Raw genomic sequence first — 23,167 nt, 5'->3', positions numbered from 1 at the left:
CGCAAGGGGCGCATCGAAATCATCCCGATGATCGACGTGATGTTCTTCCTGCTGGCGACCTTCATGCTGTCCTCGCTGGCGATGCAGAATCTTGACTCGCTACAGGTGAACCTGCCGCAGGGAAAAGCCGAAAAACTCAAGACCGATACGCCGGTCACCCTGACGCTGACCGCTGACAGCAAAATCCTGGTCAACCGCACCCCGGTGACCCTGCAAACCCTGGCTGCCACGCTGGCGCCGCTGCTGAATCAAACGCAGACCAGCGTCATCGTGTCGGCGGATAATGCGGCGCCGCAGGGCATCGTGGTGCAGGCCATGTTGCAGGCACGCGCGGCCGGGGCCAGGAATTTCCTGATCGCGGTCAAGCATGAGTGAGGCCACAGGCGCGCCAGCATTCCGTCCGGGAGAGATTCAGCAAGCCATCTGCAGCCATTGCGGCGAGATCGTGCGCGTCCATGTGCCCGATTTCCGCGCAAGGGAGATCAGGCTGTGGTGGCCGCTGCCGCTGGCGCTGATCATCTGGCTGGTGCTGGTATGGAAATTCAGCGTCTTCCTGACCTCCCCCAGGGTCGAAATGGCGGCCTCCGTCCCCGTGCAGGCCAGCTTTGTGGAATTGCCGGATGCGGCGAAGGAGAAAAGCCCGGAGGTTCAGCCCAAATCCCTGCCCAGACCCAGCAAGCCCGCAATCAGGCCGCGCTCAAAAACCTTGCCCAGCCCCGGCACGGCGGCAGTCAGGCCTGCGCCGCCGCAGGAGGCCACGCCTGAGCCAAACCTGGCGCCCCCCACCGACCTGATGGCCTACGTCAATGCCACCCGGGAGCGCCGCCGCGCCGCTGAAATGGCTGCCGGGCGCGAAAATGCGGCTGCAAGCGCCAGGGAACGCGGACCTTCGGAAGAGCAGGCGCGGATGGCGAACATCATGCGCAATCTCCAGCCGCAAGGCACCAATGGCGTGTTTCAGATTGTCAGCATGAGCGCCAGGACAGCGAAATATTCATTTCGCGGCTGGACCAGAAACGCGGGCAACGCGCGGCAGGAACTGATCGAAGTCTCCGCCGGGCCGGACGGCGATGTGGAGCGCGCAATGGTGCGCAGCATGATCGGGCTGATCCGCAGATATTACCAAGGCGATTTCAACTGGGAATCGCAGCGCCTCGATCGCACCATCGTCCTGTCCGCGCGCCTGGAAGACAACGCCGGGCTGGAAGATTTCCTGATGCGCGAGTTTTTTGCCTCCGGCGGCGCAAGCCGCGGGCTTGCTTCGCGCAACAGAATTCAGTAGCTTGTCGGGCTTACAGGCAATCAGGAGGTCATCGAAGTGAAATCTGCAATCTACTCATGGGCGGGATGGCTGGCGGCGGCGCTGGCCTTCGCGCTGGCTCCCGCCGCGCAGGCACAGGAAGCACTCGGCCAGAACGACCAGATCATTCACGATGTCGCCCGCATGGGCAAAGGCGAGGAGATCACCCGGATCATCAAGGCAAACCCCGCGATGCGGGACGCGCGCACCGGTCTTGGCAGCACGCCGCTGCACATGGCGGCGACCAATCCCGACACCGGGCCATTGAAGGCGCTGCTGGCGGCGGGAGCGGACGTCAATGCCAAGGATATGGACGGCAACACACCGCTGCACATGGCCGCCTATTCGAACAAGTTCGAGCACTCGAAACTGCTGCTGGAAGCGGGCGCTGACGTCAACGCCGTTTCGACGGGCGGCCGCACGCCGGTTGCCATGGCGCGCAAATCCCGCGCCGACGATGTCATCGGGCTGATTTCCCTGTGGATGCTGAAAGGCTGCAAGGCTGGCGGAAAGTGCCTCCAGGCAAGCAACAGCGACATCAAGAAACTGCTGGATTAACAAGAACACTGTTTATTTAAGCGAAATGCCGAAATGTAGGTTGGGTTAGCGGCCTTATCGCGCTTGTCCTCGGGAGATGTGGCCGGGGGTAACCCAACAGACCCAATCTTCCCTTCAAAAACCGGTTTTGAATGTTTGGCTTTGTTGGGTTACGGCGCAAGATCCGCGCCTTACCCAACCTACATGTGACGCCCCTTAAACATTAGCGGGATTAACGATTGTCTTTCAACCGCCGCAGTTTCCTCGCCGCTTCCGCCGCCCTGTGCGCTGCCCTGTCTGCGCCCCTGATCGGCGTGGCGCAGCAGCTTCTGCCTCCGGCCAGGGGGCGGCGGGTGGTCATTGTCGGCGGCGGATGGGGGGGGCTGAGCGCCGCCCGTCACCTGCGCGATCTGGCGCCCGAGCTGGAAGTGGTGCTGCTGGAAAAGAATCCGCGCTTCTGGTCCCTGCCCATGAGCAACAAGTGGCTGACCGGCCTGGCAGATGACAAGTACCTCGCCCACGACTACCAGACCGCCGCCAGCGCCTACGGCTACACCTTCATCCAGGCCGAAGTCAGCGATATCGACCGCGACAAACGCCGCATCGTCACCGGACTGGGCACGCTGGATTACGACTGGCTGATTCTCGCCGTGGGCATCCGTTACGACTACGCGACCTGGTACGGCGATGACCGGCGCGCAGCCGATTACACGCTGAAGCACTATCCCTGCGCCTATATCCCCGGCAACGAACAGCGGGCGCTCAAGGAAAAGCTCGACAACTTCCAGGGCGGCGACCTTATCATGACCTTGCCGCCCATGCCCTACCGCTGCCCACCCTCGCCCTACGAGCGGGCGTGCATGATCGGGGCGCTGCTCAAATCGCGCAGGATCAAGGGAAAACTCATCGTCCTCGACCCCAATTCGCACGTGCTGGGATTCAGCCGGATTTTCAGCGAGCAGTATCCGGATCAAATCGTCTACCTGTCCGAAACCAGGGTGAAATCCGTCGATCCGTTCAACAAGGTCATCCAGACCGAAGTCGACGATTTCCGCTTCGACGACGCCATTCTCATGGCGCCGCAACAAGCGGGCGATCTGGCGTGGAAAGCGGGTTTAATCGCCAGGGACGGTGAAGGGAAACCCACCGGCTGGGCCAGCCAGCACCCGGTTCACCTGCATGCGCGGGACGACGAGAAGGTGTTCCTGATCGGCGACATGATAGATAAGGCCTCCCCGCTCTTTGGCCATTACCCCAAGACCGGCCAGATGGCCAGCCGCCAGGGCCGCATCGCCGCCGTCCAGATTGCCGCGCGCGCCCAAGGCGTCGAGCCGGAAAAGCTGCTGCCCGACAGCACCTGCTACGTGTTCACCCGCGTCGAGCCAATGGAAATGACCCGCGTCGAGTCCCGCTACAAGTTCCGCGGCGACGGCCTCATCGCGCAAACCGTCAAACAAGCCCACGACCCGAACCCGCGAGGAGAGGACATCCAGTGGGCAAAAGCCATGTTCGGGGAATTTCTGGCGTTCAGGGATTAGCTGTCAGCAGAACCGGTTTGGCTGATGGCTGACAGCTGTCAGCTAAATACTCAATGCCTTGCGTAGACGCTGGTCTTGCCGTTGGGCGCCACCAGCAGGGTATCGTACAGCTCGCGCTGGGATTCGCGCTCCGAGCTGCCCGCATCCACGATCGTGCAGCCAGCTTCACAGGTAGGATCGCCGCCCTCGAAACCCGGCGCGCCAAGCGGCAAGCCCGGCACGGCAAGGCCGCGGGCCCGGGGTTTATCCAGCAGCAGTTGCTTGATGTCCTCAGCCGGGACATGCCCCTCGACAAAATAGCGCCCCACCTTCGCGGTCAGGACGGATTCTGCCTTCTGCGGCACGCCAAGACGGCGCTTGAGTGCCGCCATGTCTCGCGTGGCATTGAAAGTCACGGAAAACCCGTTCTCCATCAGGTGATAGGCCCATTCCATGCAGGCGAGGCAGGGGTCCGGCCCGTAAATCACGACCGGGGGCAAATCCCTGGTCCCTGCCGCCTGCGCACCATGCAGAGTCATGGCCAGGATCGCTGCAATCAAAACCCGTCTCGGCATTCTTGTTTCCTTAGTCTGTCAGCGCCAGCTGGCGATGTTACAACGAACCCGCGCAAAGCGGCTATTTGTTGCGGATATAGCGCGCATCGTCGAAGGTCGCCACCCATTGCGGGCGATACACCACCAGCAAGGTGAGCATCATGCCGCTGAGCAGGGCTTCCGACCAGCCCATAAGCAGGAAATAGGGCAGGTAATTGCTGGTCAGGTAATCCGCCGTATAGGCGCCCGCCAGCACCAGCAGCCCGGTCGCAACCAGCCCGGTCAGGGCCATGGCAACAGCCGCGCCGATAAAGGCATTGAGAAAGATATAAACAAAAAAATGGTTGGGCAATTTGCTGTCCACCAGGCGGTAAACGAGATAGCTCGTCATCACCGGCAGCACGTCCATCAACAGCCCGTTGACGGAAAAGCTCTCCCAGCCGCTCAGGCCATACGCCGTCACCCCCAGCAGCACCACGCCCAGACCCATGATCGCCAGCCAGGGGCCGAACATCAGGGTAAAGACGGTGGCGCCGAGGAGATGGAAATTCAGCCCCGGCCTGATGCCGGTCTTGATGCTCCACAACAGCATCAGGGCCACGCACGCGCCCAGGAAGAGATGCAGCTGCTCGTTGTCGCGCAGGCGCCGCCAGGGTGCCGCGGCCACGGACCAAGCCAGCACCGCCACGAACAACAGGTGCGCAAGCCATTGCCAGGAGGGAGGAAGCAGGCCGTCGGGGAAATTCATGCCCTTATTTTACGATATACTTCCGGCCAATATTTTGACGGGAGTAAAAATCTTGCGTTTGGCGCTTTTTGATCTGGATAACACGCTGCTGGCCGGGGACAGCGATTTCGAATGGGCCCAGTTTCTGATCGAACAGGGGGTGCTCGACCAGGAAGTCTATGAAGCGCGCAACCAGGAATTTTACGACCAGTACAAGGCCGGCACGCTCGACATCCACGAATTTCTCGATTTCCAGCTCAAGCCGCTGGCGCGCCATCCGCGCAGCCAGCTCGATCTCTGGCACCAGGAATTCATGCGGCAGAAGATTTTGCCCATCATCACCGCCAAGGGCCGGGAACTGGTCAAGCAGCATCTGCGCGACGCCGATCTGGTCGCCATCATCACCGCCACCAACAGCTTCGTCACCACTCCCATCGCCCGGGAGTTCGGCGTGCAACACCTGATCGCCACCGAACCGGAGCAGGTGATGGGCGAATTCAGCGGCAAGGTCAGCGGCACGCCTTCCTTCCGCGAAGGCAAGATCACCCGCCTCGACGGCTGGCTGGCCAGCCTCGGGCTGCGCTGGGAAGACGTGAGCGAAAGCTGGTTCTACAGCGATTCGCTCAACGATCTGCCGCTGTTGCAGCGTGTCAGCAAGCCGGTCGCCGTCGATCCCGACCCCACCCTCAAGGCCCACGCGGAAGCGCACGGCTGGCCGGTGATCAGCCTGCGCTGATGCGCCACCCGCGCCTGCTGTTCTTCGGGCTCCTGCTGCTCGCGCCCATCAGCATCGTGGGCGCGCTGCTCTCCGGCAGCGCGGATCTTTCCCTGATCCAGCTGCTTTACGGCAGCGAATCACAACAGGAAATCCTCTGGCAGCTGCGCGCGCCGCGCGCCGCCAGCGCTTTTGCCTGCGGCGCCCTGCTGGCGCTGTCCGGCGTCCTGCTCCAGGTATTGCTGCGCAACCCCCTTGCCGACCCTTACCTGCTGGGCATTTCCGGCGGCGCCGCGGCAGGCGCCCTGGGCGCGATGCTGCTGGGGCTGGCTGCCGCCGTCAAATTCTCCGCCCTCGGCGGCGCGCTGATCGCACTGCTGCTGGTGCCGGCGCTGAGCTTCCGCCGCCACGCCTGGAGCATTCACCACCTGCTGCTCACCGGCATCGCCCTGTCCACCGGATTCGGCGCGCTTATCAGCCTGTTGCTCAGTATCGCGCCCAGCGCCGGCATCCACGGCATGCTGTACTGGCTCATGGGCGATCTGTCCTATGCCCAGTCGCCCGCGCTGACCTGGGCCGCGCTGCTGGCCGCGGCGCTGGCCGGCAGCCTGCTCGCCCGCCATCTGGATGTGCTGGCGCTCGGGGATCTCAAGGCAAAATCGCTGGGCATCGCGGTGCTGCCGGTTCAGGCCGCCATTTACCTCACCGCCGCCGTGGCCACCACGGCGGCGGTGCTGGAGGCCGGCAGCATCGGTTTTGTCGGCCTGGTCATCCCCCACCTGCTGCGCCTGGCGGGCGTGGACAGCCACCGCTGGCTGATTCCCGGCGCCATCCTGCTGGGGGGCAGCTTCCTCACCCTGGCCGATACCCTGGCGCGCACCCTGGTCGCACCGCAGCAGCTCCCGGTCGGCGTGCTGACTGCCCTGACCGGTGTTCCGCTGCTGCTATTCCTGCTGTCCCGGCGGCGCTGATGCTGCAAGTTCAAAATCTGCATCTGACGGTTCCGGGCAAGGTGCTGTGCCAGGGCCTGACGCTGACTTTCGAGACGGGCCAGTGCTGGGCTGTCCTGGGCAAAAACGGCAGCGGCAAGACCACCCTGGTCCAGGCCCTGTGCGGACTCTCGAAACCCGCTTCGGGCAGCATCCAGCTTGACGGGAAGCCCCTGGCCAGCATTCCGGGAAAACAACTGGCGCAACGCGCCGGCGTGCTGCTGCAGGAAGAAAGCACTTCCTTTTCCGGGCCGGTGCTGGACTATGTACTGCTGGGACGTTTCCCGCATGGCGGAAGCTGGCGGCCGGATGACGGCGACCTCCAGGCCGCGCGTCAGGCGCTGGATCTGACCGGCATGATCCAGGCCGAGGCGCAGTCATTCGCCACGCTCTCCGGCGGCGAACGCCAGCGCGTGCGCATTGCGCAACTGCTGACCCAGGAGGCCGATATCCTGTTTCTTGACGAGCCGCTGCAGCACCTCGATCTGCCGCACCAGCTCGCGATGATGAAATTGTTGCGCGAACTCGCCAGCCGGCAGCAGAAAACCGTGGTCATGGTGCTGCACGATATTTTCTGGGCCAGCCACTTTTGCAGCCACGCCCTGCTGATCCATGACGACGGCAATATTTCAAGTGGCGAAATCGCCCGCCTGATCACCGATAAAAACATGGAAAACCTTTACCAGTGCGGATTCCAGCAAATCAAAACAAGTGATGGAAATTATTTCCTGCCCACCTTAGAATAGCTGCAACATGCCTAAAGATATCTGGCCCCCTCTCCCGTATTCAAACCGGGCTGCGCGATGAAGCTTTTCCAGCCGCGCACGCTGCATAAGCGCATCATGCTTGCCATCGCGCTGCTGCAACTGATTGTGGTTGGCCTCTTTGCCACCTATCTGCTGATACAGCAGGTTGGCAACGAAATCACCAATCGTCAGGTGCTCGGCCACAAGATGATCGGCATCACTGCCCCCGCAGTATCGCACCTCATTCGCCATGACCGGGCCAGCATCCCGGACTACCTCGGCACCATGCTCGGAGATCGCGCCGTTGCCGGCGTTACAGTCAAGGACAGCGCAGGCAATGTGCTGTTCCAGCAAGCCAAGCCAAGCGGCGATCTGCACCTGGTTGCCGGCTGGTTCAAGGCGGCTGACTCCAGGCCCAAAATCAGTGCCGAGCTCAAATCGGAGCAGGGTCCGGTGGGCCTGATGACCATCGAGCTTTCCAGCGACCTGCTTAACGAGAAAATTCGCGGCCTGCTCAACGATGTTTCCTATCTCTTCATGTTGCTGCTCGGCGTTGACCTGATCGCCATCCAGTTGCTGGTGCGATCGGTGATGGCGCCGCTCACTCCGCTGGCTGCCCTGGCCCGGGAAGTTTCGCAAGGCAACTGGGAAAAAACCATGCTGGCAACGGAAGCCAACGCCAGCGACGAAGTAAAAAACCTCTCCGACGCCTTCATCGAAAGCGCCAAAACCATGAAGCGCCAGATCCATGAACTGGAGTCGACACGCGTCCAGCTGGCCGAAAACGAGCTCAAGTTGCGCAATCTGGTGAACAACATGCAGGAAGTGCTGCTGGAAGTCGACCAGAATGGCCTCATCACCTTTCTTAACCCGGCCTGGGAAGAACTTACCGGCTACGCGGCTGAAACCACACTGAACCAGCCCTTTGCCGCTTACCTCACCCAGCCCAGGCATCAGGGTTATTTTGAAGCCGAAAAGCTGGAGCATATTCCGCTCTCCGAATTGCAGCTCGAAGTGCGCGCCCAGGATGGCCGATCCGTATGGATGCAGATGAGCACCTCGCTGCAGTACGACGAATCGGGCACCGTCACCGGCCTGATCGGCACGCTGGAAGACATCACCGAAACCCTGCACCTGCAGGAACTGCAGCACCGGCACGAGCAGGATCTCTACCACCTCACCATCACCGATCCGCTTACTGGCGTCTACAACCGCCGCCACTTCGACAAACAGCTGGAAAACCTGCTGCTCGTCAACCTGCACAAGGGCCACCCGCTGGCGCTGATGATCGTGGATATCGACGGCTTCAAATTCATCAACGACACCTACGGCCATCCGGTCGGTGATGAAGTTTTGCGCACCGTGGCAAATTCGCTGCGTGCCAACAAACACCGGGAAGGCACGGTAGCCCGCATTGCCGGTGACGAATTTGCGCTGTTGCTGCAAAATGTGAACGAAGTGGATGCCGAAAAGATCGGCCACATGATCCATCAGGATATCAGCCACCTCGTCATTCCCCTGCCCATCGGCCAGCTCACTGTCCAGACCTCGATGGGTATTGCCGTCGCCCCCGTTCATGGCAAAGCGCCACAGGATCTGGTGCGTGCCGCCGACGTCGCGCTCTATCATGCCAAGAAAAGCGGCCGCAACCGCGTCGACACCCTGACCCGGGAGCGCGGCGAGGCCATCATGGACATCTTCTCGCAGGGCTTTGAAGTCAGAAATGCCATTTCCGCCGGCATGATCCTGCCCTTCATGCAACCCATCGTCGACCTCAAAACACGCAAGATCTTCGCCTATGAAGTGCTGACGCGCATGCGGCGCGGCGATTCCTTCGTGCCGGCTGACGACTTTATTCCCATTGCGGAAGATCTCGGCCTGATCCGCGAAATGGACCTGTTTGTGATCGGCCAGGCGCTGAATGCCGTTCCCAAGAACGTGCATCTCTTCGTCAATATCAGCCTGAGCTCCTTCTACGCACCGGAATTTGCCCAGCAACTGCGCAACCTGCTTAATTCGCCAGTAGCACAAAACCGTTCCATCACGCTCGAATTCACCGAGCGTGAAACAGTCGAGATGTCCCGGGAGTTCATCCTGTTTTTCGATGAAATCCGGGCCGGGAGCTGCAATGTCGCGCTGGACGACTTCGGCGTCGGCTATTCAACCTACAGCTATCTGCGGGCATTGCGCCCGGAGTTCGTCAAAATCGACGGCAGCTTCGTGCTGCAACTGAAGGAAAATCTGGAAGACGTAAAAATTGTTGAACAGATCCGCGAACTGGCTCACATCGTCGGCGCGCGTACCATCGCCGAACACATCGAGGACGAGGAAACCATCGCCATGCTGATCAAAATGGGCGTTGACTACGGCCAGGGCTACTATTTCAGCAAGCCGGTCAACGTGGCGGACAAGCACTGGCTCAATGCCGACCTGGTTTAACCCCCCTCAATCCCTCCTTATGCGAGCATCCGCTACGCGGATTGCCTGCTTGACCCATTTCAGGGGGGAGCCACCGCTTTACTCCTCCCCTGACAAGGGGAGGCCGGGAGGGGTTGGAATTCAAAGGGGGCGAGACATAGCCTCGCTTCGCGACTTTCACGCCAATCAACAAGCTGCCAGGGTGTATAATCCCTGCGCCCGCCTTACCGTAAGCCGATAAATTCCTTAAATCCATGATACGCAAACTCATTAGCAAAGTTTTCAGCAAAGCCCGCCCCACAGCCGCGCAGCACACCCAGCCAAAGATCATTCCAGAAAACAAGCACGGTGTTCGCCGCAACCAGATCAACTCGTGCGCCATCAAGGTCACGGCCGAGCTCCAGCACGCCGGTTACGCCGCTTTCGTGGTCGGCGGCGCGGTGCGCGACCTGCTGCTGGGCAAAACCCCCAAGGATTACGACGTCGCCACCGACGCCACGCCGGAGCAGGTACACCATCTGTTCCGCCGCTCGCGCATCATCGGGCGCCGCTTCCGTCTGGTGCACGTCATGTGCGGCTCCGAAACCATCGAGGTATCGACTTTCCGCGGCCCTGCCGCAGGTGCCGAGAGCGATGGCGAGACGGATGTCAGGAAAGCCCGCCACGCCACCAATGAAAGCGGCCGCATCCTGCGTGACAATGTTTTCGGCAGCCAGTTCGAGGACGCCCTGCGCCGCGACTTCACCGTCAACGCCCTGTTCTACGACCCCGCCAGCGGCGAAATCTGGGACTACATCAACGGCTACCAGGACATCAAGGACGGCGTGCTGCGCGTCATCGGCGACCCGCGCACCCGCTACCAGGAAGATCCGGTGCGCATGCTGCGCGCCGCGCGCTTCGCCGCCAAGCTGGAGTTCCACCTCGACCCCGCCTCGCGCGCGCCGATTGCACAGATGGGCCACTTGCTGGAAGACGTGCCGCCCTCGCGCCTGTTCGACGAAATCCTCAAACTGCTCTTCTCCGGCCACGCCCAGCGCAGCCTCAAGCAACTGCGCGCCGAAGGCCTGCACCACGGCGTTCTGCCGCTGCTGGACGTGATTCTGGAGCAACCCATGGGTGAGCGCTTCGTGACCATGGCCCTGCACCAGACCGACCTGCGCATCAAGGAAGACAAGCCGGTTTCGCCCGCCTTCCTGTTCGCCGCGCTGCTGTGGCACGAAGTGCTGGCGACCTCGCAGAAGCTCGAAGCCGCGGGCGAACGCCCCGCGCCGGCGCTCTATCAGGCCATGGAACAGGTGATCCAGACCCAGGTGGAAATGCTCGCCATCCCGCGCCGCTACACCACCAACATGAAGGAAATCTGGGGACTGCAGCCGCGCTTCGCGCTGCGCTCGGGCAAACGGCCGTTCGCCCTGCTCGCCCATCCGCGCTTCCGCGCCGGCTACGACTTCCTGCTACTGCGCTGCGAAAGCGGCGAGCTGGACATGGAACTGGGCCGCTGGTGGGAAACCTTCCAGCATGGCAGCGACGTGCAGCGCGCCGAATTGCTTCAACCCGACACCGGCCCCAAGAAGCGCCGCCGCCGGCGCAAGCCCAGGAATGCCACCGGCTCCGCTGACGAATCCGACCTCGCAGCAGAGGATTGAATCTTGAATAACGGCTTAACCACGGAGAACACGGGGCGCACGGGGAAGGCAAAGGCTTCAGGAGATGCCACCAACTGGCCGGCCAATCCCGGGCACCAGAAAATCCCCGTGATCCCCGTGCGCCCCGTGGTTTAAATAAGGTTTTAGATTGAACACCGTGTCCACTCTTCCCATCCGCGCCTTCGTCGCGCTCGGCAGCAATCTCGACGACCCCGCTGCCCAGGTCAGCCATGCCTTCGGCGAACTGGATGCGCTGCCCGGCACGCGCCTGATTGCCCATTCATCGCTGTATCGCAGCGCCCCCTGGGGCTATTCCGACCAGCCGGATTTCATCAATGCCGTGGCGGAAATCGAAACCCGCCTCGAAGCGCGCATCCTGCTCGAAATGCTGCTGGATATCGAACACCGGCGCGGACGCGTGCGCGAATTTCTGAATGCGCCGCGGGTGCTCGATCTCGATCTCCTGCTCTACGACGGACTGATCCACCACGAGCATGGCCTGACGCTGCCGCATCCGCGCATGCACGAGCGCGCCTTCGTCCTTCTGCCGCTGACCGAAATCGCACCCGGCTGCGTCATTCCGGGGCATGGCGCCGCGCTGGAATGCCTCGCCAATTGCGCTGGCCAGGAACTGGAGCGCCTGCCGCAGAGCCATGGCATCACGGCTTCTTCCGTCCTGCAGCTACAGGCCGCCGGATAGCCCATGCTGGCGGAGAAGTATCGCTTCATCGTGGTCGAAGGCCCCATCGGGACCGGGAAAACCACCCTGGCGCGCCTGCTCGCTGAACGCCTGCACGCCCGCCCGCTGCTCGACGATACCGACGCCAACCCCTTCCTCGCCAGGTTCTACCACGACCCGGAACGCCATGCCCTGCCCACCCAGCTGTTCTTCCTGTTCCAGCGCGCGGAACAGATGCGCGGGCTGGCGCAGAACGACCTCTTCCAGCAAGGCACGGTGACCGATTTCCTGCTCGACAAGGATCCGCTGTTCGCCAGGCTCAACCTTTCCGATGACGAATTCCGGCTCTACCGCGAAATCTACCGCCACCTCCAGCCGCAGGCCCTCAAGCCCGACCTGGTGATCTACCTCCAGGCCCCGGTGGAGGCCCTGATGGAGCGCATCGTGCAGCGCAAGGTAGGCCATGAGCAGACCATTACGCTAAACTACCTGACCCGGCTGGCGGAAGGCTACAGCCAGTTCTTTCACCATTACGAAGCCGCGCCGCTGCTGATCGTGAACAGCGAAAGTTTCAACTTTTCCGGGAAACCGCAGGATTTCGACCTGCTGCTGGAAAAAATGACCAGCATGCGCGGCGGGCGGGAATTTTTTAACCGGGCGGACTGAGAAGCGTGAGGAGTGAGGGGTTAGGGGTGAGGCGTAAAACCGGGTTCGGAGCGAGCCTTTTACTTTTCGCCTTTTATCCTCGGGTGTTTTAGCCGGGGGCACCCCTCACCTTCTCACCCCTCACGTTCTAAAAAAGGGTTTTACCAATTGAAAACAACGCTGCACACCCTGCAACAGATGGCCGACAAGGGCGACAAAATCGCCGTCCTGACCTGCTATGACGCCAGTTTCGCGGCCCTGCTCGAAACCGCGGGCGTGGATGTCCTGCTGGTGGGCGATTCTCTCGGGATGACGCTGCAGGGCGGCGAAACCACGCTTGCCGTGACGCTGGAGCAGATGGTTTACCACACCCGCTGCGTCGCCAGCGGCGCCCGGCAGGCCTTTATCGTCGCCGACCTGCCCTTCGGCAGCTACCAGGAAAGCCCGCAGCAGGCCCTGCGCAGCGCCACCCAACTGATGGCGGCCGGCGCTCACATGGTCAAGCTGGAGGGCGGGGAGTTCATGGCGGAAACCGTCGCCTTCCTCACCGCGCGCGGCATCCCGGTGTGCGGCCACGTCGGGCTCACCCCCCAGTCGGTGCACCAGCTTGGCGGCTACCGCGTGCAGGGCCGTGGCGGCGCAGCGGCAGAGCGCCTGCTGCAGGATGCAAGGGCGCTGCAGGATGCCGGTGCCGGCCTGCTGGTGCTGGAAGCCATGCCCTCGGCCGTCGGCAAGGAAATCAGCACCAGGCTGGCCATTCCCGCCATCGGCATCGGCGCCGGCCCGGATTGCGCCGGCCAGGTGCTGGTGCTGCACGACATCCTCGGCATCTACCCCGGCAAGACCCCCAAATTCGCCAAGAACTTCATGCCCGGCACAGACAGCATCCAGGCCGCGGTGCAGGCCTTCGTGCGCGAGGTCAAGAGCGGTACATTCCCTGCGCCTGAGCACTGTTTCTGATGGAAATCATTTCAACCATTGCCGTCCTGCGCGAAACCTTGCAGGACCGTCAGCCGGTGGCCTTCGTGCCGACTATGGGCAACCTGCACGAGGGCCATATCGCCCTGGTCGAACAGGCGCGCCGGCACGGCCGCTGCGTGGTGGCGAGCATCTTCGTCAACCCGCTGCAGTTCGGCCCCGGCGAGGATCTGGCCAAGTACCCGCGCACCCTGGAAGAAGACTGCCGCAAACTCCAGGCTGCCGGGGCCGACATCGTCTTCACCCCCAGCGCAGAGGAACTGTTCCCTGCCCCGCAGCAATTCCAGGTCGAGCCGCCGCCCATCGCCAGCGAACTGTGCGGCGCCTTCCGCCCCGGCCACTTCCGCGGCGTCGCCACCATCGTGCTCAAGCTGTTCAACATCGTGCAGCCCGCCTGCGCCATGTTCGGCAAGAAGGATTACCAGCAGATCCACATCATCCGCGGCTTGGTGCGCGAATTCGACCTGCCCATCCAGATCGTCGCCGGCGAAACCAGCCGCGCCGCAGACGGCCTCGCGCTGTCCTCGCGCAACGGCTACCTGACGCCAGAAGAGCGCGCCGAAGCCCCCCGCCTCTACCGCAATCTGCAAATGATCAAGGAAGCCGTGGCATCCGGCCAAAGCGATTTCGCCGCACTGGAAAATGCCGCTGCAAACGACCTCGCCAGCCACGGCTGGCAGGTGGACTACATCGCACTGCGCAACGCCGCCACCCTGCAACCCGCACAAACCGGAGACACCGCCCTGGTGGTTCTGGGCGCCGCCCGGCTGGGCACTACACGGCTGATCGACAACCTGGAATGCTGAGGAACAGGGGAAACCCCTATATACGCCAGGGCCCGGCTTTTCTTATCCTGCGTTAGGCATAAGCGGGGTTAAATCGAGCCTGCCCCCCCCCTTTTGCTAATGACTTTCCGTGGCGGCTTTTTTAATTACTGGTACGCCACGCTATCCGGCAAATACAATAATCGAACATACGACCACCCCATGAAACTGAAATTCCTCCTCCCGAACGCCCACCCTTCCGCCAAGCTCGGCGTTCTTTCCCTGCTGCTCGGCATTGTCGGCTCCGGGATCGGCTACCTCGGCCTGTACCTCAAGCAGGACATGATGGGACTAATCGCGGTCATCATCATCGGCTTCGCCGCCCTGGGCGCACTCGCCGCCCTCATCTGGAACTTCATCTGGACGATGCGGGGCGGAGAAAGAAGACCATGACCTTTTATGAGCGCGACACAATCAGCCACAACACGGCGAGATCTATGCGGGGAATGACCATAGACGTGATGATGGGTTGCGCAGTGCTCCACCCATCCTACGCTTGCCAAATCGAGCCTGACCCTGCTCTCCAGCGTTGGAGTCATTGACAACAACTAAAAATGTTGGCACGATCTCCAACATGAAAGCGGTTGAACTCATTTCCACACGTATCATCTACTCTGAATTGGCGTTTGCGGAATTGGTACTGTGGCGCCTTCCGAAGCCAGTCGAAGGGTCGTTACACAGGTTCAAATACAGACTGGCGTATGTCGTGCGTGGAGAATGCGTTTTGCGCTACGACAACGAAGTTGGGAAGGGTGACCACCGGCATTTCGGTGCAAAGGAAAATGCCTACGTGTTTACGACACCGGAGCAATTGGTCGCCGATTTCCAGAATGACATAGCGAGATGGAATCATGAAAACCGTAACCCTTGATGTGAGAACGCCTGCCGATTCGATGGCGGATTTTGCACGTGCCTGGAAGACAGACAAGCCACAGAAGTCCGCCCACATCAGCTTCGCCACCCCGGAATTGCTTTGGCGCGTGCTAACCCAAAAACGCTGGGAACTGCTTAAGGTGCTCTGCGGGGCGGGTCCGGTATCAATCCGCGAAGCTGCGCGCCGTGCAGGCCGCGACGTAAAGGCCGTTCACGGCGATGTCACTGCGCTCCTTAACGCCGGAGTCCTTGACCGTACAGAAGACGGCCGCATCGTTTTCCCATTTGAAGCGGTGAAAGTCGAGTTCCTGTTGCAGGCTGCATAGCGTGGCCATGCGTTCCAGTGGCCAAACCCGGCGACGGTCAAGCACGAATCAAAGGCAATTAAAGGGGCCGCCCCCTTTTTTCCAGCTTGACACCGCCCGGCTGGGCACGACACGGCTGATCGACAATCTGGAATGCTGAGAAACGGGGGAAACCCCTATATACGCATGGACCTGTTTTCCTTATCCTGCGTTAGGTTTTTTTCCGGGGATGCAGGGCTAAATTGAGCCTGAACTCATTTTGCTAATGACTTTCCTCTCGCGGTGATTTTGATGAAAACGACTCTTTCCATCTTGGCACCTTCGATACCGTTCGCGACAACTTCACCCCACCCTCGGGACGGGGTAGTCCCTTAACAGAAACAATGCTCCCGCTCTCCGGCTTTCAGAAGAAGTGTGTTGCGCTGATGAATGCAGCACCATGCACCCACGCAACGTATTGCTTTCGATCTGCGCTCTACCACCTAGAACGAGCAGAGTCACTACGCGAGGTAGACCCTGCGATGGCGATCTTTCGCGCCATCACTGCAGAAGAAGAAGCTGCTTCTGGCGTCATGCGATGTTTAGTCGAAATGAAGTACCCAGGCGCTGACGCGCTCAACCCACACGACCATGCGCACAAGCACGCAGTCTTCCCGTTCATGCAAGTCCTGCAGCTATTCTTTGGGCAAACCATCTCGAATCACTTCACGAAGTACAACCTCCACATCAAGGAAGAAGATGGGGCAACGCGGCTAACGATAGCGCTGAACGTGACGATCGATGGAGAGGCGCAGCTAGCGTACCCGACACCTCCGCTGAACTTTGGCGTCAAGAACCCGGATAGTGGCGAGGCGCCCGACTATTCCTTCCAGATCAACCAGCTGGTCGCTGCTAAGGGCAAATCTACGGTCAAGGCCTTTCTGAAGAATGAAGCGAACCTGCGAAATGAGATTCTCTACGCTGGCCCCGATGGATATCCAACAATTCCCAGTCTCGATATTGGTTTCTTGATCGAGCGGCGCAGTCGCGTTTTGGCGATGATCAATCTGTATCTTCTGGTGTTCCCGTACCAGGAGCATCAGCCATTTGTCGCGCAAGCTTTGGCCTCGTTCGTAAAGATGCTTCAACAACTCAAGCGGTCGCGCAGTGCGCGCCTAACCCAAATTACGGGGTCAAGCACAAATACGTGAACTACGGGGTCAAAGAACCACGAAGGACCACGGGGTCAAGTCCTGACATAACAGCCCGCGTTGATGGGTGAAGCATAGCGTAACCCATCAACGGATGACAGAACGGCACATCGAAACCGGCACAATCAGCCACACCACAGCGGGATCTATGCGGGGAATGACCATAGACGTGTGATGGGTGCGCTTTGCTCCACCCATCCACGCTTACTGCACCCTGTTAGAGGCTAAGCTCGGCGACAGCTTTCAGCCCCTGGCTAATGTTCTCCCGGGCAGCATTTTCAACAGCCATGCGCAACCGGGTAACGCCTGCAAAAGCATCGCTCATGGTTGCAGATCCACTGGATTTCACGGATTTTCGCATCACGACACTACGGTCTGCTGCTTTGGTTAGCGACCACGCTGTTTCCATTTCAACGGTAAATGTTGCTCCGAAGATGGGTTTTGAGAGGGTAGTGACCCTGACGCTCAGGATGTAATCACCGCCGGCACCCTGAATGACACTTTCAAACAATTTGCTCTGCATGACGGCATCTTCGATAGCCGCTTTCAGGTCGGCGTCGGAGATATTGCTGCTGTCCATCGCGCCGGTTTCCGAGCCGCCTCCTGTCTGAACGTTCAGGGTGTAGGGGTGATGCTTGCTGACGACGATCCCTTGTGGAGTCATCGCCCCCCGATTGGCAGGAGAGGCGCAACCGGTCAGCGCGAGAACCACCAAAGCCATGACGGCAAGCAGAGTGGAGCGGATTGGTAAAAAAATCATTTGTTGGCGCCCTTGTAAATGTTTTCGACGACTTCATTGACCATTTCTTTAGGGGGGAGGCGAGTCAAAGAAGTGTGGTACGAGTTGCCGGTAGCCAACGGGAAATCGGTTTTCGGATCGCGAATCGTAATGGTCAGTTCGAGCATGTACATGGTGATGTCCCACATCCACTTGTCGATATAGGTCACCACGGCATCCACATTACCCGATGGCGCTTCGGTTCCGGTCGAAACTGTGATGCCCTTGCTGCGCAGTTTGTCGGCAATCAGGGTATGGGTTTCGTCATCATCAGGGGTTTTTTTGACGTACATGGTTTTTATTGCCGATAGATTGGCAGACGGATCAACGCTGCTGGTTGCGCGGTTAATTGCACAACCGGTAGTCAGTGAGGCGACGAGGCCAACAACAGCGGCCAGTCTTAAAAATTTTGTCATTACACTCCCCTTTGGTTGAGTTTGATTAAAGGATGAAGAAACAGTCAAACCGGGCCTCTATTTATTCATCGTTAAAGCCAATGTCATTATACCGCCCATTTCTGCTGCGTAGCGCAGCCCGCGCAGAATGGGTGAGGCGCAACGCAACCCATCAACCGAAAATCGAGATTGCTTCACCAAGTTCGCAATAACAGGATTGCAGCGTGCCTCAGCCGTCAGATCCCATCATTTTCCTTCCCGGATCAGGCCGCCTTGTCCGCCCGGTACTCGGAAAAAATACCGAGTTCGAGGTGACGGTCGACGTTGGTGAAACCGACGTTCTCCAGGGTACGCATCACTTCCTGCGGCGCGGCGCAGGCTTCGATGGTATCCCAGTAGTAGCGCCACAACAGGGCCGTATCCTGGTCCCGTGCCGTCAGCCTGGCCAGGGCCGGCACCAGGTTGCGGAAGTAGGCTTTCATCAGCGCGGTGCGAATCCGGCCTTCCGGGCGGGTGATTTCAAGCACGCAGACTCTTCCGCCCGGCTTCAGGACGCGGTGAAATTCGGCAAACGCCACGGAAAGGTCGGAAATGTGGCGCAGGGCGTAGCCCATGCTGAGAAAATCGAAGCTGTTGTCCGGAAAGGGGATTTCCTCGGCCCGGCCCTCGACCAGTTCCACGCCGTCCAGCAGCCTGGCGCTTTGCAGCATGCCCGGGCTGGGATCAACGCCCGTCACCATGCGCGGGTCGCCCAGGATTTCCACTGCCTGGCGCGCCACCAGGCCGGTGCCGACGCCCACATCCAGCATCTTCATTCCGGGTTTCAGGCCTGCCCGCAGCAGCGCCTGGCGGCGATACCAGGAACCTGTGCCGAGCCCGAGGATGCTTTCCATGCGGTCGTAGTCAACCGCGGTCTTGTTGAATATGCGATGCACCCAGCCGCGCCGGTCTTCTTCGGCGTCGTAATACTCGGTGAGCGGAGGGTGAGGTGCGTGAACAATGCTTTCCTCGGCCAGCTTGGGATTGGTCATTGGTTTTTATTACTCGAATTATGGGTGAGGAAAATAGCTGCCCAATTGGGCCCGAACATCATTGAGCATCCTACTGGAGTAGCTGGCCGCTGACAAACCCGGAGACCATGATGGAGCACCCCGAGCCCCCGCCTTTATTCATCATGCAAGGCCTGTCTTGACCATCGACTCCTCTTAACCAATAATCCCGGCTGGGATGATTTTGTCATTTCCTGGGCCTTATGCATTTCAGCAAACGAAGACTTAATATTTTTAATGAAGAGGGGTTTATGAGTCATTTTTCCTTATTGCCGGCCTTGCTTTCAACACTCGTTTTCGCCGTATCGGTCGGCGGCTGCGTGACGACGGGCGGCGGCCAGTCCACCCAAGCCGACAATAACGCCACGACGGCCCCTGCTCCAGCTCAAGCAAGCAATGATGCCAAGGCGGCTCCAGCCCAATCGAAAATCCCGCCAGGCATGAACGAGCGCGGCGAGGTCGTGGATTCATCCAAGGTGGAGTCCGGACAGGGTAAAAAGGTCAAGGGCCTGGGGGGGACGGAAGGCGAGATCACCGGAAAGCCTGCGGCAAAAGGCAAGTTTGGCAAGCTGGAAATCGGCATGTCCATGAAGCAGGTGACTGATCTGATCGGGCAACCGACAGACAGCGGCGCTTACATGACCGGCAAGGCCTGGATACCGTTTTATTTCGGGGCGGATCGCCACCGTTATGAAATGACTTACAAAAAACAGGGGCGCCTGATTTTTGCCGGCGGCTCCATCGGCAACTTTACCGGCGGGAACCTGATCTGGATCATCCACAATGCAAACGAGAGCGGCTACCGCAACTGAGTAGAAAGCCGCAAGACAGCGCGGGGGCAGCAGGCTGCCCCCGCAGTAAACCGTCAATTCCCGAGTTTTGATGTCAGCAACAGCCTCCGCCGCCGTTTCCGTGCATGCAGCAGAAAACCTGCTGTTTTTCACCCTCATGCAACTGGTCCTGATCCTGCTGGCGGCACGCGCCGGCGGGTCGCTGGCCTTGCGGATGGGACAGGCCCGCGTGGTCGGCGAGATCGTCGTCGGCCTGCTGCTCGGGCCGAGCCTGTTCGGCGCCCTGGCGCCGGATGCTTTCCATTACGTGTTTCATTCCGTTTCCGCCGCGCCGGTGACGATCATGAGCCAGATCGGGCTGATCCTGCTGATGTTCCAGATCGGCCTGGATTTCGATTTTTCTCATTTGCAGGAAAAGGAAAACAGCCGGGCCGTTATGCTGGTGTCGGCATTCGGGCTGGTCGTGCCGTTTGCGCTGGGCCTGGCCGTCGGGCATCTTTCCCACAACATGCTGGCCCCAAGCGTGAATCCTCTCGGCTACAGCCTGTTCCTGGCCACCGCGCTATCCATTACCGCCGTTCCCATCCTGGGGCGCATCATGATGGAATTCGATCTGACGCGCACCCCCATGGGCGTCATCACCATCACCTCGGCGGCGATCAATGATGTCGTCGGCTGGATCACCCTGGCCGCCGTCACCGCCCTCACGCTTTCGGCGTTTTCGCTCTCCGGCATGCTGCTCGACCTGGGCCAGCTGGCGCTCTACGCCGCGTTCTGCTGGTGGGTGCTGCGCCCCGTGCTGCGCCGCTTGCTGGCGCGTTTCGCCTCGCATTCCGACAACCTGCCGCAAAGCCTGCTGGCGATCCTGCTGGCGCTGATTTTCCTGTCGGCGATGACCACCTACAAGATGGGTATTTTTGCCATCTTCGGCGGCTTCATGCTGGGCGTGCTGCTGCATGACGAGCATGCTTTCGTGGCGGCCTGGAAAGCCAGGATCTCCGATTTCGTGACGGTATTCTTCCTGCCGATCTTCTTCACCTACACCGGCCTGCGCACCAATATCGGCGCGCTTGACAGCCTGGCGCTGTGGCAATGGTGCCTGGCGATCCTGGCGGCCGCCACACTGGGCAAATTCGGCGGCTGCTATATTGGCGCGCGCCTGGCCGGGCGCGCGCCAATGGAGTCGCGCATCATCGCCATGATGATGAACACCCGCGCCCTGATGGAGCTGATCGTCATCAACGTCGGCTATGACCTGGGCGTCATCCCGGCCAGCGTGTTCACCATGCTGGTCATCATGGCGGTGGTCAGCACGCTGGTGACGGCACCGGCCTTGCGGCTATGGCTGCCAAGACTAAAACCTGTAGAGGAAACATCATGAGCGAACAATCATCCCCCAGGCAAACCTGCGACGTGCTGGTCATCGGCGGAGGACCTGCCGGTTCAACTGCCGCGACCCTGCTGGCGCAAAAAGGCCACCGGGTGGTGCTCATCGAAAAGGATAAATTCCCCCGCTTCCACATCGGTGAATCGCTGTTGCCGGTCAACAATGATTTGTTCGAGCAACTGGGCGTCCTTGAGCAGGTGGCGCGCATCGGCATGGTAAAAAACGCGGCGCAATTTGATTCCATGTTTCACGGCAAGAAACAGTCATTCTATTTTTCGCAAGCCATGAACCATCGCTACCCCTATTCCTACGAGGTTCACCGTGCCGAGCTCGACCAGATCCTGCTCGACAATTGCCGGGCCAAGGGCGCAGAGGTACATGAGGAAACCAAGGTGACCGGGGTGGACTTCAGCGATCCTGCCAGCGTGCGTGTCACCACTCAGAGCGAAGAAGGTGAAAGCTGCTGGCAGGCGCGCTTCCTGATCGACGCTTCGGGGCGCGATACCTTTCTCGCCAATCGTTTCGACAGCAAGCAGCCGCACCCCAAGCATGCCAGCGCGGCGATCTACGGACATTTCGAAGGTGTCGAGCGGCTCCCCGGAACGGATGAGGGCAACATCACCCTGTTCTGGTTCGATCACGGCTGGTTCTGGCTGATTCCCTTGCAAAACGGCATCACCAGCGTGGGCATGGTGTGCTGGCCTTATTTCCTCAAGACACGAAAAACCGGTCTGGATACCTTTTTTAACGATACCGTCGCCACCTGCCCGCCGCTTGCCATGCGCATGAAAGATGCCAAACTCACCCGCCCGGTCACCGCCACCGGCAACTACAGCTACCTCTCCAGCAAGATGAGCGGCGACCGCTGCCTGATGCTGGGCGATGCCTTTGCCTTTGTCGATCCCATATTCTCTTCCGGCGTGCTGCTCGCCATGAAGAGCGCGTTTTTTGGCGCAGATGCCGTGGATGCCTGCCTGCGCGATCCGGCGCATACACAACGCCATTTGCAGCAATTCGAAAAATCCGTGCTCATGGGACTGAAGGGGTTCACCTGGCTCATTTTCCGCATGACCACGCCGGTCATGCGTGAGATGCTGATGAATCCACGCAACATCCTTGGCATCGAATCCGCTGCCATCGCCATCCTGGCGGGCGATGTGCATGACAACCCCCAGGCACACCTGAGGATGAAGCTGTTCAAGCTGATTTACTACATGCGTACCCTGACCACACTACCGCAAAGCCTGCGCGCTCATTTCCGCCGCCGCAGATTGATCCGGCCCGAAATTTTTGAAAACTGAGGCAAATGCCCATTTGGCGGTTGATGGTATAATCCCGCACAATTCAAACCCTTTATAAGACACACGGCATGTCAGACAACAAAACCCCTTTCGAGCAGGAAGTCGCAGCACTTATCGTGGAATCACTCAATCTCGAATCGGCTGCGGACGAAATCGACGCGGAACAGCCTTTATTCCAGGAAGGACTGGGGCTGGATTCGATCGATATGCTCGAAATCTCTCTCGCTGTTTCCAAAAAATATGGCTTTCAGCTCAAATCCGACGATCCGGACAATGCAACCACTTTTTCGTCCCTGCGCAACTTGGCCCGGCACATCGAAAAAAGCCGCGTAAAGTAGGCTCTCCTTGTATACACGCCTTGTCTTGCGCATCCTGCTGCTCATTGTGCTGGGCTGGGGATGCGCCAAACTGATCGAACTTTCCCCGCCACAATGGAAAGCATTCGCAACCTGGTTTCCAGCCGTGCTGGCCACCCTGCTGGTGGCATCCGCCTTCGGCTTCAGCCTGTTCCGTGGCGAAGCCCTGATTACGCGCTTCGCTCGCGCCTACCACGAGGGCGGACTGCCCGGCGACATGCTTGGCTACACGCGGCGGCTGACAGCGGTGTGGGCTTTTTTTCTGCTGGGCTGCGCGATCATGACCGTGATACTGGTGCAGTATGCCAATTTCCCGCAAGCAGTCTCATTGACGCCGCTACTGATCCCCTGTTTCATGATAGGCGAATACTTTTTCCGCAAGCGCCATTTCAGCCAGCATACCCATCCCAACCCCTTGTCCGTCATGCTGCTCATGATGCTGCATGGCATGCCGCGCAAGTAGGGCT

The 23,167-nt window shown here is 60.1% G+C and carries 27 protein-coding genes; 22 read left to right on the top strand and 5 right to left on the bottom strand.

The window, feature by feature from the left end; translation table 11 throughout:
- The 4 genes from WC392_10765 to WC392_10750 form a co-directional block, all read left to right on the top strand.
- Nucleotides 1–375: biopolymer transporter ExbD (locus WC392_10765; GenBank protein MFA5242841.1), on the top strand; the 375-nt coding region annotated here is incomplete at its 5' end.
- Entirely contained in the window at nucleotides 368–1,282 is a 915-nt protein-coding gene (locus tag WC392_10760) for a hypothetical protein (protein ID MFA5242840.1), read from the top strand. The genes WC392_10765 and WC392_10760, both read left to right, overlap by 8 nt.
- A gap of 36 nt (nucleotides 1,283–1,318) precedes the next feature.
- A complete protein-coding gene (locus WC392_10755) occupies nucleotides 1,319–1,858 on the top strand; it encodes an ankyrin repeat domain-containing protein (protein MFA5242839.1) in 540 nt (179 codons plus the stop codon).
- Nucleotides 1,859–2,076: 218 nt separating this feature from the next.
- Nucleotides 2,077–3,375, top strand: a complete 1,299-nt coding sequence (locus WC392_10750) for an FAD/NAD(P)-binding oxidoreductase (GenBank protein ID MFA5242838.1) — start codon at nucleotides 2,077–2,079, stop codon at nucleotides 3,373–3,375.
- A gap of 50 nt (nucleotides 3,376–3,425) precedes the next feature.
- Here WC392_10750 and WC392_10745 read toward each other — a convergent pair whose 3' ends face one another.
- A complete protein-coding gene (locus WC392_10745) occupies nucleotides 3,426–3,929 on the bottom strand; it encodes a DUF411 domain-containing protein (GenBank protein MFA5242837.1) in 504 nt (167 codons plus the stop codon).
- Nucleotides 3,930–3,990: 61 nt separating this feature from the next.
- Nucleotides 3,991–4,656 carry an energy-coupling factor ABC transporter permease gene (locus tag WC392_10740; protein MFA5242836.1) on the bottom strand — a complete coding sequence of 222 codons (666 nt, stop codon included), beginning with the start codon at nucleotides 4,654–4,656 and terminating at the stop codon, nucleotides 3,991–3,993.
- Between the two features lie 52 nt (nucleotides 4,657–4,708).
- Here WC392_10740 and WC392_10735 point away from each other — a divergent pair, with 52 nt between their 5' ends.
- The 13 genes from WC392_10735 (at nucleotide 4,709) to WC392_10675 (ending at nucleotide 16,643) form a co-directional block, all read left to right on the top strand.
- Entirely contained in the window at nucleotides 4,709–5,371 is a 663-nt protein-coding gene (locus tag WC392_10735) for an HAD family hydrolase (GenBank protein ID MFA5242835.1), read from the top strand.
- Nucleotides 5,371–6,321: an iron ABC transporter permease gene (locus WC392_10730; GenBank protein ID MFA5242834.1), complete on the top strand. Its 951-nt coding sequence runs from the start codon at nucleotides 5,371–5,373 to the stop codon at nucleotides 6,319–6,321. The genes WC392_10735 and WC392_10730 overlap by 1 nt, the downstream gene beginning before the upstream one ends.
- A complete protein-coding gene (locus tag WC392_10725) occupies nucleotides 6,321–7,085 on the top strand; it encodes an ABC transporter ATP-binding protein (protein ID MFA5242833.1) in 765 nt (254 codons plus the stop codon). The genes WC392_10730 and WC392_10725 overlap by 1 nt, the downstream gene beginning before the upstream one ends.
- Nucleotides 7,086–7,142: 57 nt before the next feature.
- A complete protein-coding gene (locus WC392_10720) occupies nucleotides 7,143–9,524 on the top strand; it encodes an EAL domain-containing protein (protein MFA5242832.1) in 2,382 nt (793 codons plus the stop codon).
- Between the two features lie 233 nt (nucleotides 9,525–9,757).
- Nucleotides 9,758–11,149 carry a polynucleotide adenylyltransferase PcnB gene (gene pcnB / locus WC392_10715; GenBank protein MFA5242831.1) on the top strand — a complete coding sequence of 464 codons (1,392 nt, stop codon included), beginning with the start codon at nucleotides 9,758–9,760 and terminating at the stop codon, nucleotides 11,147–11,149.
- A 157-nt stretch (nucleotides 11,150–11,306) separates the two neighbouring features.
- A complete protein-coding gene (gene folK, locus WC392_10710; protein MFA5242830.1) occupies nucleotides 11,307–11,849 on the top strand; it encodes a 2-amino-4-hydroxy-6-hydroxymethyldihydropteridine diphosphokinase in 543 nt (180 codons plus the stop codon).
- Between the two features lie 3 nt (nucleotides 11,850–11,852).
- Nucleotides 11,853–12,494, top strand: coding sequence for a deoxynucleoside kinase (locus tag WC392_10705; protein ID MFA5242829.1), 642 nt, complete (start codon nucleotides 11,853–11,855; stop codon nucleotides 12,492–12,494).
- A gap of 147 nt (nucleotides 12,495–12,641) precedes the next feature.
- Nucleotides 12,642–13,433 carry a 3-methyl-2-oxobutanoate hydroxymethyltransferase gene (panB, locus tag WC392_10700; GenBank protein MFA5242828.1) on the top strand — a complete coding sequence of 264 codons (792 nt, stop codon included), beginning with the start codon at nucleotides 12,642–12,644 and terminating at the stop codon, nucleotides 13,431–13,433.
- Nucleotides 13,433–14,257 carry a pantoate--beta-alanine ligase gene (panC, locus tag WC392_10695; protein MFA5242827.1) on the top strand — a complete coding sequence of 275 codons (825 nt, stop codon included), beginning with the start codon at nucleotides 13,433–13,435 and terminating at the stop codon, nucleotides 14,255–14,257. The genes panB and panC overlap by 1 nt, the downstream gene beginning before the upstream one ends.
- A 180-nt stretch (nucleotides 14,258–14,437) precedes the next feature.
- On the top strand, nucleotides 14,438–14,668 hold the full coding sequence (locus WC392_10690; GenBank protein ID MFA5242826.1) for a hypothetical protein: 231 nt from the start codon (nucleotides 14,438–14,440) through the stop codon (nucleotides 14,666–14,668).
- Nucleotides 14,669–14,813: 145 nt separating this feature from the next.
- A complete protein-coding gene (locus WC392_10685; protein ID MFA5242825.1) occupies nucleotides 14,814–15,146 on the top strand; it encodes a DUF6516 family protein in 333 nt (110 codons plus the stop codon).
- Nucleotides 15,127–15,474: a DNA-binding protein gene (locus WC392_10680; protein MFA5242824.1), complete on the top strand. Its 348-nt coding sequence runs from the start codon at nucleotides 15,127–15,129 to the stop codon at nucleotides 15,472–15,474. The genes WC392_10685 and WC392_10680 overlap by 20 nt, the downstream gene beginning before the upstream one ends.
- A gap of 500 nt (nucleotides 15,475–15,974) precedes the next feature.
- Nucleotides 15,975–16,643: a hypothetical protein gene (locus WC392_10675; GenBank protein ID MFA5242823.1), complete on the top strand. Its 669-nt coding sequence runs from the start codon at nucleotides 15,975–15,977 to the stop codon at nucleotides 16,641–16,643.
- 217 nt (nucleotides 16,644–16,860) lie between these two features.
- On the opposite strand, the gene WC392_10670 is transcribed toward WC392_10675, so the two are convergent.
- From WC392_10670 to WC392_10660, 3 genes are all read right to left on the bottom strand, one after another.
- Nucleotides 16,861–17,403, bottom strand: coding sequence for a hypothetical protein (locus tag WC392_10670; GenBank protein ID MFA5242822.1), 543 nt, complete (start codon nucleotides 17,401–17,403; stop codon nucleotides 16,861–16,863).
- Entirely contained in the window at nucleotides 17,400–17,837 is a 438-nt protein-coding gene (locus WC392_10665) for a hypothetical protein (protein ID MFA5242821.1), read from the bottom strand. Before WC392_10665 ends, WC392_10670 begins: the two co-directional genes overlap by 4 nt.
- A 242-nt stretch (nucleotides 17,838–18,079) precedes the next feature.
- Nucleotides 18,080–18,847, bottom strand: coding sequence for a class I SAM-dependent methyltransferase (locus WC392_10660; protein MFA5242820.1), 768 nt, complete (start codon nucleotides 18,845–18,847; stop codon nucleotides 18,080–18,082).
- A gap of 269 nt (nucleotides 18,848–19,116) precedes the next feature.
- On the opposite strand from WC392_10660, the gene WC392_10655 reads away from it, so the two are divergent.
- The 5 genes from WC392_10655 to WC392_10635 all read left to right on the top strand — a co-directional run bounded on the left by WC392_10655 (nucleotide 19,117) and on the right by WC392_10635 (nucleotide 23,163).
- Nucleotides 19,117–19,677: a hypothetical protein gene (locus tag WC392_10655; GenBank protein ID MFA5242819.1), complete on the top strand. Its 561-nt coding sequence runs from the start codon at nucleotides 19,117–19,119 to the stop codon at nucleotides 19,675–19,677.
- Nucleotides 19,678–19,747: 70 nt separating this feature from the next.
- Nucleotides 19,748–21,037, top strand: coding sequence for a cation:proton antiporter (locus WC392_10650; protein ID MFA5242818.1), 1,290 nt, complete (start codon nucleotides 19,748–19,750; stop codon nucleotides 21,035–21,037).
- Entirely contained in the window at nucleotides 21,034–22,344 is a 1,311-nt protein-coding gene (locus WC392_10645) for an NAD(P)/FAD-dependent oxidoreductase (GenBank protein ID MFA5242817.1), read from the top strand. The genes WC392_10650 and WC392_10645 overlap by 4 nt, the downstream gene beginning before the upstream one ends.
- 68 nt (nucleotides 22,345–22,412) lie before the next feature.
- Nucleotides 22,413–22,682, top strand: coding sequence for a phosphopantetheine-binding protein (locus WC392_10640; GenBank protein MFA5242816.1), 270 nt, complete (start codon nucleotides 22,413–22,415; stop codon nucleotides 22,680–22,682).
- A 7-nt stretch (nucleotides 22,683–22,689) separates the two neighbouring features.
- On the top strand, nucleotides 22,690–23,163 hold the full coding sequence (locus tag WC392_10635) for a hypothetical protein (GenBank protein MFA5242815.1): 474 nt from the start codon (nucleotides 22,690–22,692) through the stop codon (nucleotides 23,161–23,163).
- Nucleotides 23,164–23,167 lie beyond the last annotated feature (4 nt).

The organism is Sulfuricella sp., from assembly GCA_041651995.1.
Classification (GTDB): Bacteria; Pseudomonadota; Gammaproteobacteria; order Burkholderiales; family Sulfuricellaceae; genus Sulfurimicrobium.
Note: the sequence above shows the minus strand (reverse complement) of the source record. Positions and strands in the feature narration are given on the sequence as shown.